12 protein-coding genes are annotated in these 12,475 nt (G+C 45.0%); 7 read left to right on the forward strand and 5 right to left on the reverse strand.

Annotated elements, in window-relative coordinates:
* Window positions 1-560, forward strand: a 560-nt coding sequence (locus ACXAGP_RS19355; protein ID WP_475263277.1) for an EF-Tu C-terminal domain-related protein, incomplete at its 5' end; no start/stop codon positions are given.
* A 542-nt stretch (window positions 561-1,102) separates the two neighbouring features.
* Here the strand turns inward: ACXAGP_RS19355 and glnG are convergent.
* From glnG to glnA, 4 genes are all read right to left on the reverse strand, one after another.
* Window positions 1,103-2,512, reverse strand: coding sequence for a nitrogen regulation protein NR(I) (glnG, locus tag ACXAGP_RS19360; protein ID WP_475263279.1), 1,410 nt, complete (start codon window positions 2,510-2,512; stop codon window positions 1,103-1,105).
* Complete coding sequence (gene glnL, locus ACXAGP_RS19365) at window positions 2,509-3,573, reverse strand: nitrogen regulation protein NR(II) (protein ID WP_475263281.1); 1,065 nt, start codon at window positions 3,571-3,573, stop codon at window positions 2,509-2,511. The genes glnG and glnL overlap by 4 nt, the downstream gene beginning before the upstream one ends.
* A gap of 84 nt (window positions 3,574-3,657) precedes the next feature.
* On the reverse strand, window positions 3,658-4,164 hold the full coding sequence (locus tag ACXAGP_RS19370; RefSeq protein ID WP_475263282.1) for a DUF4124 domain-containing protein: 507 nt from the start codon (window positions 4,162-4,164) through the stop codon (window positions 3,658-3,660).
* 148 nt (window positions 4,165-4,312) lie between these two features.
* A complete protein-coding gene (glnA, locus tag ACXAGP_RS19375; RefSeq protein WP_475263283.1) occupies window positions 4,313-5,722 on the reverse strand; it encodes a glutamate--ammonia ligase in 1,410 nt (469 codons plus the stop codon).
* Window positions 5,723-6,217: 495 nt separating this feature from the next.
* On the opposite strand from glnA, the gene typA reads away from it, so the two are divergent.
* The 4 genes from typA to ACXAGP_RS19395 all read left to right on the forward strand — a co-directional run bounded on the left by typA (window position 6,218) and on the right by ACXAGP_RS19395 (window position 10,943).
* A complete protein-coding gene (gene typA / locus ACXAGP_RS19380) occupies window positions 6,218-8,065 on the forward strand; it encodes a translational GTPase TypA (protein ID WP_475263284.1) in 1,848 nt (615 codons plus the stop codon).
* A gap of 132 nt (window positions 8,066-8,197) precedes the next feature.
* Complete coding sequence (locus ACXAGP_RS19385; RefSeq protein WP_475263285.1) at window positions 8,198-8,602, forward strand: MAPEG family protein; 405 nt, start codon at window positions 8,198-8,200, stop codon at window positions 8,600-8,602.
* A 17-nt stretch (window positions 8,603-8,619) separates the two neighbouring features.
* The gene (locus ACXAGP_RS19390; RefSeq protein WP_475263425.1) at window positions 8,620-10,458 is read left to right on the forward strand and encodes an ABC transporter ATP-binding protein; all 1,839 of its coding nucleotides are present in this window, start codon (window positions 8,620-8,622) and stop codon (window positions 10,456-10,458) included.
* A 95-nt stretch (window positions 10,459-10,553) separates the two neighbouring features.
* Entirely contained in the window at window positions 10,554-10,943 is a 390-nt protein-coding gene (locus ACXAGP_RS19395) for a DUF6746 family protein (RefSeq protein ID WP_475263286.1), read from the forward strand.
* A gap of 52 nt (window positions 10,944-10,995) precedes the next feature.
* On the opposite strand, the gene ACXAGP_RS19400 is transcribed toward ACXAGP_RS19395, so the two are convergent.
* Window positions 10,996-11,409, reverse strand: a complete 414-nt coding sequence (locus ACXAGP_RS19400) for a YbaN family protein (RefSeq protein ID WP_475263287.1) — start codon at window positions 11,407-11,409, stop codon at window positions 10,996-10,998.
* Between the two features lie 252 nt (window positions 11,410-11,661).
* Between ACXAGP_RS19400 and ACXAGP_RS19405 the strand changes: the two genes are divergently transcribed.
* Window positions 11,662-12,183, forward strand: a complete 522-nt coding sequence (locus ACXAGP_RS19405; RefSeq protein WP_475263289.1) for a hypothetical protein — start codon at window positions 11,662-11,664, stop codon at window positions 12,181-12,183.
* Window positions 12,168-12,386, forward strand: coding sequence for a hypothetical protein (locus tag ACXAGP_RS19410; RefSeq protein ID WP_475263291.1), 219 nt, complete (start codon window positions 12,168-12,170; stop codon window positions 12,384-12,386). The genes ACXAGP_RS19405 and ACXAGP_RS19410 overlap by 16 nt, the downstream gene beginning before the upstream one ends.
* The last annotated feature ends 89 nt before the right edge of the window (window positions 12,387-12,475 follow it).

Consider the following 12,475-nt stretch of genomic DNA (forward strand, 5'->3'; position numbering starts at 1 on the left):
AGCCGTTCATCCTGCCTATCGAAGACGTATTCTCAATCTCAGGCCGTGGTACAGTAGTAACTGGTCGTGTTGAGCAAGGTATCATCAAAGTAGGTGAAGAAGTAGAAATCGTAGGTATGAAAGAAACTACGACTACGACTTGTACTGGTGTTGAGATGTTCCGTAAGCTGCTTGACGAAGGTCGTGCCGGTGAGAACGTTGGTGTTCTTCTTCGTGGTACTAAGCGTGACGAAGTTGAGCGTGGTCAAGTACTGGCTAAGCCTGGTTCAATCAACCCACACACTAAGTTCGAAGCAGAAGTATACGTACTGAGCAAAGACGAAGGTGGCCGTCATACTCCTTTCTTCAAAGGTTACCGTCCACAGTTCTACTTCCGTACAACTGACGTAACAGGTGCTGTTGAGCTTCCAGAAGGCGTAGAAATGGTAATGCCTGGTGACAACCTTAAGTTCGTAGTAGAACTGATTGCTCCAATCGCGATGGACGAAGGTCTGCGCTTCGCAATCCGTGAAGGTGGAAGAACTGTTGGTGCGGGCGTAGTTTCCAAGATCCTTGATTAATTTCGAAGATTAACACCACACATTAAAAGAAGGTCGCGCAAGCGGCCTTTTTTGTGCCTGTAGGTTCTGCTTTAGCTGGACAAGTTTGTTGTGATCTATCCACCGTCTTCTAGATTAGGAACTTGTTATTCGGGGCGTCGTCGATTTTTGTTCCCGACAAAATCGACATTCATTACGTTCCTGTAATTTGGGCAGGGACAGCCTGGAGTAACGTGGTCGTACAGGTCGAAAACTGCTCCTGCGCTTTCGACACTTCCGCCATCCATGGCGGTCGTAGGTGCTGGTGTTGTTTCTAAAATCTTGGACTAATATCTAAGGTTAACACCACACATTAAAAGAAGGTCGCGCAAGCGGCCTTTTTTGTGTCTGTAGGTTGAGCGCCACGGATGGCGTGAATGTCTTTTTTGCAGGGACCACAAAAAGACCAGTTCGACAAGATTAGTTAAAGGTAGCCACAATTGCCCGCCTGGCCGTTTAAATGTTCCCGACATAAACGGCATTCACTGCATCCCTGCAGCTTAAGGCGAACCAACAGGCTCAGCTTACTTATAATTGAGTTCTTTCAGTTTTCTGGTGAGGGTATTGCGGCCCCAACCTAGTCTCTTTGCAGCTTCCTGCTTATGTCCATGGGTATGATTAAGTGCTCTGTCCAATAAGATGCGTTCAAATTCAATGGTTGCATCATTCAAGATATCATTTTTTCCAGAGAGCAATTGTGCGTCTGCCCAACGAGACAACATTTCTTGCCACGAGAGTTCTGATTGCTCCTGGGGCGACAATGGTTGTTGTTTGTGTATCTCTGCCGGCAAATCCGAAGGTTGGATCTCTTTGCTGCTGGCCATTACCGTTAGCCAGCGACAGATGTTTTCTAACTGCCTGACGTTACCAGGCCAAGGCAATTTACTGAGGATTTTTTGCGAATCTTTACTCAGTATTTTGCTTTCAACTTGTAACTCCTTCGCCGCTAATCCCAGAAAGTGGTGAGCAAGAGGCACGATATCTTCGCTACGGTCACTGAGTTTAGGAAGGTGTATCTTGATTACATTCAGCCGGTGATACAAGTCTTCTCGAAACTTACCGTCTGTTACCCGCTTTTCCAGGTCCTGATGCGTGGCAGCAATGATACGCACATCCACTGAAACGGGTTCATGTCCACCAACGCGATAGAACTGACCATCAGCCAGTACACGTAACAATCGTGTTTGCACGTCCAGAGGCATATCACCAATTTCGTCCAGAAATAAGGTACCGCCATTGGCTTGCTCAAAACGTCCTACGCGGGTGGATTGTGCGCCGGTAAACGCCCCTTTTTCATGGCCAAACAATTCAGACTCGATAAGATCTCCGGGAATGGCCGCCATATTTAATGGAATAAAAGTCTTATCCGCTCTGGGGCTGTGCTTGTGCAATGCCTGAGCCACTAATTCTTTACCGGTACCAGATTCGCCGTTAATTAATACGCTAATACTGGAGCGAGATAGTCTGCCAATGGCTCTAAAGACCTCCTGCATTGCAGGGGCTTCTCCGATGATCTCGGTTCTGACTTTTGTCTCGTTATTACCAATTTTTGAGCTATTTTCTCGGGCTTTAGTCAGCGCCTTTTGCACCAGAGTAACAGCTTCATCAATATCAAAAGGTTTGGGTAGGTATTCAAAAGCGCCTTGTTTGTATGCATTGACGGCACTATCCAGATCTGAATGAGCAGTCATGATGATAAAGGGAATATCGGGATGCTCTTGATGTACGGTATCCAATAACTGCATGCCATCCATCTGTGGCATTCTGATGTCAGACACAATCACTTCAGGCAACTGGCCAGAGCCAAGTTGCAATAACAGATCTTCCGGATTCTCAAAACTGAAGCACTCGATATTTGCACCCTGTAATGCTTTTTGTAAAACCCAACGGATCGAGCTGTCATCATCGACTATCCAAACAGGTGCGTTGCTCATTTAATATCTTCCTTTTTTGCAATAGGGATCAAAATGGTAAATTCGGTGTGGCCGGGCCAGCTCTCCACTTCAATCTTACCTTTGTGGTGATTGATCAAAGATTGCGATATGGATAAGCCAAGCCCAGTGCCCTCGAGTTTTGAGGAAACCATAGGGTAAAACAAAGTATCCTTGATGCTGTCAGGGATGCCCGGTCCGTTATCGATAATTTTTATTTGGGCACACAATGGAAAGCGATTGCCGTGAATCGTTGATTGGCGCTGAATTCGGGTACTAAGTTTTAACGTGCCATCACCATTGAGTGCCTGAACGGAATTACGGGCTATGTTTAATATCGCCTGTTGTAACATATCAGAATCGATAAACATGTCGGGGATACTGGGATCGTAGTCGCGCTCAATGATGATGCCATGATGTTCAATAGTTAGCAGAGTACGAATCTTCTCAATAACGCGATGAATATTGACCCACTGAAAATCAGGTGGCTTGTTGGGACCTAATAATCTGTCTACCAGGTTACGCAAGCGGTCGGATTGTTCTATGATCAGCTGTGTGAATTCTCTGAGATTGGAGTCTTGCAGCTCCCTTTCCAATAACTGTGCTGCACCGCGTATACCACCAAGCGGATTTTTAATCTCATGGGCCAGGCCTCTGATGAGATCGCGTGAAGCTTGCTGCAAAGCCCATTGATGACTTTCCTGGCTGAGCTTTTTGATCTGATCGATGGGATTGATTTCCAAAGCCAACATGCCATTCTCGTCTGATTCGTAATAAGTCACGATCATCGATGCCAGACAGTGGCGTCCATCTTTGAAAATCAATTGAATTTCGTTTTCTGAAAAGCTGTCCCTGTTGTGCAAAGCACTATAAAAGCGTTCAATTTTAATGCAGTCGCCAATCAGAAACTCGCTAAGAGGGTGGCGAAACAATTGATTACGAGAATGCTCAAAAAGGGATTCTGAGGAGACATTGGCAAACAATATCCGCATATCCTGATCCAGTAGCAATATTGCTGTAGACAGATTGTCGAGCAAATTATTGAGTTTTATGTCTTCATTCATACGAGCATTTAACCACAATGCACCTTATTGGTGCATATTAAAAATTATAGAAGAACTGCTTCGACTCTCAAGCCTTTGATTTGTCTAGTTTGCTTGAATTAATGCAGAAGCTTTATGCAAATAAAATGTGTTTGGCTGAGTAGATGCAAGTAGCTTGCCTGACTGGTCAAGAAACTCAATTTTAATGTTATAGCTACCTCTATCCAGGCCCTCCAATTCAAACATTGGAGCAATGTGACGACTATGAAGTTGGCCATTTAAATAGAGTATGAACTGGCCAGTCATTTCCGGTGCCATGCTCGCTTCAATGGTTACCTCGCCTGCATTGCTTCTTACGGTGGCTTCATTGGCTGGTTTAAGTAGTTTTAGTGTTGGTTTAGCTACTGGCGCTAGTTGAGTCTCTTTGGCTTTTGAATTTTGGTTTGTGGCCATTGAAGGCATCAAATTTGGCTGTTTGAGGAGTTTGTATTCGGATGCACCGGGAGGCGGCTTGTCGGTATAGATGACGGTGCCATCAGGCTTCACCACCTTGTATATTTTGGTGCTCGCTGACGTGACAATAGATACAGTGGCAATTAAAGCTATGAGCAAACACTTTCGTAGCATGACTGTACAGACCGGGTGACTATCAATAACTCTAGTGTTGATGACTCTGCACTATTTCTCAATAGTGATTGTGAAAATGCTCACAAAAAAACCCGCTATCAAGCGGGTTTTTATATATCAATGTGTTACAGGTTTATACGCTGTAGTACATATCAAACTCAACAGGCGCAGTCGTCATGTTAAGTCTTTCTACTTCTTCAGCTTTCAGCTCAATGTAGGCGTCAATCATGTCATCACTCATAACACCACCGGCCTTCAGGAAGTCACGGTCGTTGTCCAGAGCTTCTAACGCCATTTCCAAAGAGCTGGCCACAGTTGGGATCTCTGCTGCTTCTTCTGCTGGTAAGTCATACAAGTCCTTATCCATAGCATCGCCAGGGTGGATCTTGTTCTTGATCCCGTCAAGACCTGCCATCAGCATGGCCGTAAAGGCCAGATAAGGGTTGCCTGTAGGATCAGGGAAGCGTACTTCGATACGACGTGCTTTTGCACTAGTTACGTATGGGATACGAATAGATGCAGAACGGTTACGTGCAGAATATGCCAGCATTACCGGAGCTTCGAAGCCTGGCACCAAACGCTTGTATGAGTTAGTAGACGCATTGGTGAAAGCATTGATTGCACGCGCGTGCTTGATAATACCGCCAATATAGTACAAGGCTTCGTCAGATAAACCGCCATACTTGTCCCCTGCAAAGATGTTTTGACCATCTTTACTGATTGACTGGTGGCAGTGCATACCAGAACCGTTATCGCCTACCAATGGCTTAGGCATGAAGGTCGCTGATTTGCCATAGGCGTCTGCTACATTGTGGATAACGTACTTGTAGATTTGAATCTCGTCTGCTTTTTCAACGATAGAGTTGAATTCGCAGGCGATTTCGTTTTGACCCGCGGTTGCTACTTCGTGGTGATGAGCTTCAACAGTCAAACCCATTTCTTCCATAACCAAACACATAGCAGTACGGATATCGTGGGCAGAATCTACTGGAGGTACCGGGAAGTAACCACCTTTAACACCCGGGCGGTGACCCAAGTTGCCGTTTTCGAATTCAGCACCTGAATTCCACTTTGCTTCTGCGGCGTCGATTTTGTAGAAAGATTCACCCATTTCAGTGTGGAAACGAATGTCGTCAAATAAGAAGAATTCTGGCTCAGGACCAAAAAACGCCTTGTCACCGATACCAGTAGATTTCAGGTATTCTTCGGCACGCTGTGCGATAGAGCGAGGGTCACGGTCATAACCTTGCATGGTAGAAGGTTCAACGATACCACAACGGATGTTAACCTGAGCTTCTTCTGCGAACGGGTCTAAAACTGCTGTTGCAGGATCTGGCATCAAAATCATGTCAGACTCGTTAATTCCTTTCCAGCCAGCGATGGAAGAGCCGTCAAACATTTTGCCTTCTTCAAAAAAATCTTCGTCGATAAGTGCTGCGGGAATCGATACGTGCTGCTCTTTACCTTTGGTATCGGTAAATCTTAAATCAACAAATTTCGCTTCACTTTCCGCGATTAAGGCTAAAGCCGATTCTACTGACATAGTGTCCTCCAATTGAGTAGGTCATGGTTGGTGTCAGGAAACACCAGAAAATAATCCTGAAATCATATCGTAATTTAGTAACAGATGTATTTAGCTAATTTCGTGCCATTCAAATAAAACATATTAACCCTTATAAAACAAAGGATTAGAACATGTCTCTGAGAGGTGTTGCACTGTTTTAGCTTCATTGATGCGCTAATATGATGCGCTCTGCACCAATGTGGTGCTGGCAGTGTCCTTCCATATGTTTAAAAGCTAGACTAATTCCAGATTGGTGCAAGATATTCCAAGCTGTTCTTAATTTACACCTCTATTGCCATAGAATTTGTGACAATCCAGTGAATATTCGGCAGAAAGTCTAGATTTCCATCGCTTATTTGTTGATAAACCTGTAAAATCCGCGCCTCGCTGGCATTGTCCGGTTAAAAACCGTACAGAATAAGCAGGATTACTGTTGCCAGTCATCGTTTTAATAAGTTACAGAGAAATCAATACATGACAGCCAATCCGGTAGCCATTGAAAAATTGCGCAATATCGCAATCATCGCCCACGTTGACCACGGTAAAACCACCTTGGTAGATAAACTTCTACAGCAGTCTGGGACTCTTGAAAGTCGCACAGGTGAGACAGAAGAACGCGTGATGGACTCCAACGACATCGAAAAAGAGCGTGGCATTACCATTCTGGCGAAGAATACGGCCATTAAGTGGAACGATTACCGAATCAATATCGTAGATACTCCCGGACACGCCGACTTTGGTGGTGAGGTTGAGCGCGTTATGTCTATGGCTGACTCTGTATTATTGCTGGTTGATGCTCAAGAAGGCCCAATGCCGCAAACGCGATTTGTAACGCAAAAAGCCTTCGCTCAAGGTTTGAAACCAATTGTGGTTATCAACAAGATTGATAAACCAGGCGCACGTCCTGATTGGGTAATGGACCAGGTATTTGATTTGTTTGACAACCTCGGTGCTACCGACGAGCAACTGGACTTCCAGGTGGTTTATGCCTCAGCACTTAATGGTTGGGCTTCACTGGATGCTGACCAGCCCGCGGATGACATGACTGCGCTGTTTCAAACTATTGTCGATCAGGTATCACCTCCTGATGCTGATGTTGATGGTCCTCTGCAAATGCAGATCTCTCAATTGGATTATAATTCTTATGTGGGCGTTATTGGCGTTGGCCGCGTTACACGTGGTAGCGTTAAAATTAACCAACAGGTTACCGTTGTCACTGCTGATGGCAAAAAGCGCAATGGTAAAGTAGGTCAGGTGCTGGGTTACCTTGGTTTGCAGCGCCACGAAGTAGAAGCCGCTTACGCGGGTGACATCATTGCTATCACTGGTCTTGGTGAGCTGAAAATTTCTGATACCGTTTGTGATGTCAACACAGTAGAAGCGTTACCGCCATTGTCGGTTGATGAGCCAACAGTAACCATGACGTTCCAGGTAAATACCTCACCGTTTTCAGGTAAAGAAGGTAAGTTCGTTACTTCCCGTAATATCCTTGATCGCTTAAAAGCCGAGCTGGTGCACAATGTTGCCTTGCGCGTCACTGAAATGGATGATCCAGACAAGTTCCGCGTGTCCGGACGTGGTGAACTACACTTGGGTATCCTAATTGAGAACATGCGTCGCGAAGGTTATGAACTGGCCGTATCTCGACCAGAAGTTATTCTGAAAACCGTTGATGGTGAATTACAAGAGCCATTTGAAACACTGACTATCGACTGCCAGGAAGAGCACCAAGGCTCTATTATGGAGCAGATCGGCTTGCGTAAAGGTGAGCTGACCGATATGTCTCCTGATGGCAAAGGCCGCGTGCGTATGGACTTTATCATTCCAAGTCGTGGGCTGATTGGTTTCCAAACTGAGTTTATGACATTAACCTCAGGTTCGGGTCTGCTTTATCATACATTCGATCATTATGGTGCTCATAAAGGTGGCAACATTGGCCAGCGCAAGAACGGTGTTCTTATCGCTAACGCTGCAGGTAAAGCGTTAACAAACGCATTATTTAACTTGCAAGAGCGTGGCCGTTTGTTCATCGGTCACGGTGTTGAAGTGTACGAAGGTATGGTTATTGGTATTCACAGTCGTGATAACGATTTGACGGTTAATGCGTTAAAAGGCAAGCAGTTAACTAACGTTCGTGCTTCGGGTACCGATGAAGCGCAGAATCTGGTTCCGCCTATCGTCATGTCTTTGGAGCAAGCGCTTGAGTTTATCGATGATGATGAGCTGGTTGAAGTAACACCAGAGAGCATTCGCATTCGCAAGAAGCTACTTACTGAGAATGAGCGTAAACGTGCTTCTCGTGAGAAAGCAAAAGAGGCATAATCTGCATTGCAGTGAAAAAGGGCTCCGAATGGAGCCTTTTTTGTTTGTACTAAAAGCAATAAACTGGTGCTGCACTGGAACATTTTCTCATATATTCGGGTCTGGTTTCTAAATCATAATTTGGAGTGTTTTATGTCTGCCACGATTATCGCACTTGCCGGCTATATCGGCTGGACTATCTTGTTAACCTTGGTTCTTATTGGCTATCGTTCAGTGATTGTTGCTAAAGGGCAAAAAGCCGCCAATGAATTCAATGCCAGTGGAGAAGATGTTACCGCGTTGGGGCTGCGTCTTACCAGAGCACAAGCCAACTGCATTGAGAGCTTCCCCATTGTGGGGGGGACATTTTTGTTGAGTCTGGCCATAGAGCAACAGGCCTTAACGGATCCTTTGGCGTTGGTTGTATTTGCCGCGCGGATGGCACAATCCGCTGTCCATATTCTGTCTACCTCTGTGATTGCGGTGCAATTGCGTCTTGCCTTCTTTTTGGTGCAATTGGGGATTTGCCTGTATTGGCTAACCCTCTTTATTTTATGAGTATTTGAGCTTCTATGATTTTCAGGTTTTTTGAGCAGTTAACCGAACCTTTCCCCAATAAAAAGCCCGTTAAGCCACCTAAAACTTTAATGGCTTTTTGTCTTCATTACTGCCAGGGGATGTGGTTTGTTCTGCTGATGATGTCGCTACTCAGTGCGGCGGTTGCCGTGCTGGAGGTATATTTATTCGGCTACCTTGGCACATTGGTTGACGCTGTTGCTGCAGGCGATCCGGATTCGTTTTTTCAGCAACATCAAAATACCCTGTATTGGATGGCTGCACTGTTAGTTGTTGGCTTACCAACCGTTGTGGTGCTGCAGGCGCTGTTTTCCCACCAGTCTCTGTTGGGGAACTTTCCAATGCGCATTCGCTGGTCGGCCCACCAGTATTTGATTCATCAAAGCCTGTCATTTTTCTACAACGATTTTGCCGGACGGATAGCCACTAAAGTGATGCAAACCGCCCTTTCGGTACGGGAAACTGTACTGAAAATGTTGGATTTGATGGTTTACGTGAGTGTCTATTTCGTGGGTATTGTCATCCTGGTCATGACTATGGATATCAACCTGGCTGTCCCTTTTATTCTGTGGTTTGTTGTTTATGTATTGATTCTGAGATTGTTTTTACCTCGTCTTAAACGCGTTTCACAGCAACAGGCTGATGCCCGCTCCAACATGACTGGCCGCATTGTAGACAGTTACACCAATATCCAGACAGTAAAGCTCTTCTCTCATAGCGCACAAGAAACTGAGTATGCCAGAAGTAGTATGGATACGTTCTTAAAAACAGTGTACCCCCAAATGCGTCTGGTTACGCTGCTGGATGGTTGCATTTGGCTGAGTAATGCCCTGCTGGTTTTTGCTGTGGTGACTGCCGGGCTCTACTATTGGCAAGAAGGCACAGTAACAGCTGGAGATATCGCAGTTTCCGTAGCACTGGCAATGCGACTCAATGGCATGTCCCAGTGGATTATGTGGGAAATATCCGGGTTATTTGAAAATATAGGAATGGTGCAAGATGGCATGAACACGCTCTCTTTACCCACCGAGGTTAAAGATAGCGAAGCGGCTAAGCCGTTACGTGTTGATGATGGTGCTATTACCTTTCAGCAAATCAATTTTAATTACAAAAGTACATCTCAGCAGGTTCCAGTATTTGACGGGTTGCAATTGAACATCAGGGCAGGGGAAAAAGTGGGCATTGTGGGCAAATCCGGTGCCGGTAAATCTACCTTGGTGAATCTGTTGTTGCGTTTCTTTGATGTTGATTCTGGTAGCATTTTTATAGATGACCAGGATATTAGCCAGGTTAAACAAGAAAGTTTGCGTGCCAATATCAGCATGGTGACTCAGGACACGAGCTTGCTGCATCGTTCTATTCGTGAAAACATTCTGTACGGCAAACCTGACGCGACAGAAGCGGAACTAATTAGCGCCGCAAAACAGGCGGAAGCCCATGAGTTCATTATGAGTTTATCTGATCAACAAGGTCGCACTGGCTACGATGCTATGGTGGGGGAGCGTGGAGTTAAACTTTCAGGGGGGCAACGACAGCGCATTGCTATTGCCAGAGTTTTATTGAAAGACGCACCCATCTTAATTTTGGATGAAGCTACCTCTGCTTTGGACTCTGAAGTTGAAGTGGCCATTCAGGAAAGCCTGAACAAAATAATGGACAACAAAACTGTTTTGGCCATTGCACACCGCTTATCCACAATTGCCGCGATGGACAGGTTGATTGTATTGGATAAAGGAAGAGTTATTGAAATGGGCTCACACCAGGAGTTATTGGCATTAAACGGCCAATATGCGAGGTTATGGAAGCATCAAACGGGCGGATTTCTGGGGCTGGAGTAAATTCTTTGCCTCAATGAGTGATTTCATATATCAGCGTTGTTGCAAATGCTAATAGTTACCATTAACATTGAGAAAACCAAACTAATGGACTCTCAATGAAAAATCTTTTGCTAAGCGCTGTCTCAATTTCGTTTCTAGTGGCTCCCACTCTTTCGGCGGACGAAGACTACGATCACTTTCCGGCATTGCAGGCACCTGATACCAGTGTTGCTATCTGCAATTTAAATAACTTTAACGCCAAGCTACAAGCGATATTGAATAAACCTCAAATCGGAGTTGAAGACATGGTTAAAGTGCACGAACTTACCTATACCTTAGAGAATGCCGTGCAGCGATTACAGCAGGATCTTGTGGTGATTGCTGATGATCTGGAGCGTGCCCACAAAGCATCGGAATCATTGCAGCAGGACATGCTGAGAACTTCTAGCAATGCTTACCTCAGTGCTTTAGAACTGCTATTACAACCCAAAGAGTGTAAAAGCTGACACTTGCTCAAATTGCTTCCCGAAAAACATAAATCTAGCGGCAGCCACTGGGCTAGTCAGTGTCAGGCTGGGCAGAGGTGGTTGCTATATTGTTTTTAATTGGAATTTTCAGCATAAATAGCAGTAGCGAACTGCACAGCAGGGCCAACATCAATTGTAACTGCCAGGTGTCTCTGACCAGATAAATAGATAGAGAAAACACCACGACGATCATGATCACTGCCCGACGGCGGGCGGAAGAAGTAATCGATCTTGACTCTTCCCATTGCCTCAACGTGCTACCAACCCATGGATTGTTTAAAAGCATAGCGTGAAATCGAGGTGAGCTGCGATTAAACAACCATAATGCCAGCAATAAAAATGGAGTGGTGGGTAGTATCGGCAAAAATGCACCTAACACACCTAACAAGATGCAAGTCCAGCCAGACATTATGTAGATAATCTTTGTTATTTTCTGTAGAGCCAAAAATACGCCTCAACTTATCGTTTGATGAGCCGGTGGGGTGCCTTTAAAGATACGCCGATGGCGATTTCATTTCGAGCAAAACTTTTACAAAGTTGTTTGCTGTTTTGCAGTGCCTCGCCATCGCTTTAGATCTTTTTATTCCCACCTCCGTTTTGGAAATAACAAAATGTTATGCAAATGATAATGATTATCATTTGAAATTAATTTCAGGTTAAGGCAGGATAATAACACCTGTAAAAAAAGTTAACCGTTATGCTCAAGTCTCAGTTAAATTTAAACCAATCTGGTACGACACATTCGGAAGCTCGGAACCAGAAAAAAAACGTAAACTTCCTGTGTGCACATCACCGCGATTGGTTGTACTTCAATTCGCATTTGGGTTTTGATTATTTGCATCAGATGCAGTTAAAAGGAGAAATCCTTGCAGAGCAGCAATGCTGGCAAGAGGCTTTACCCCAGTTAGGATGTGCGTGGGAAACCAGTCAAATCCTGGTGGATATTTATGGTACGGAACATCTCTATCTGATTACCCAGCTGGGTTGTTTAACTATGTTATTGCATCACTGCCTTGAGCAGTTAAAACAAGCCGAACTGGCTCAGCAAGTATGCACACAAGCGAGTAATAAGCTGTTGCAGGCGGTTGCCAGTGTTCAGCCTGATAGCGATGAGTATGCTTATATAATGCAGTGTATTACGCATCTTCGAAATCCAGCTCAATTTCGCTTGTATCTTATGAGCCCAAGGTCAGGAATAAAGCAATGGCCGACGCACTAAACAACTTCAAAGGAACCCTGTTCCTGTCGGCGAGCTTACTCGGGAGTTCAGCGCTTTTCGCTAGATCGGAAAGCTCTATTCATTCTTCTGATATTGACTGGACAGGCCGATTGTTTTTTGCGGGCTTTTTATTGGTAATGATGGCTATTTTATTTGCGCTGGTAAATTTTGTGCTGGCCCAACCTAAACAGCACAGTAACTGACGCACCCTCAGGTGCGGGCTTGTACTTCATCTTGAATGTGCACAAAGTTCATTAATGTCTAATTGTTATGCTAACTGTGCGTAAACTCT

This window comes from Planctobacterium sp. AWM4_229 (assembly GCF_056160305.1).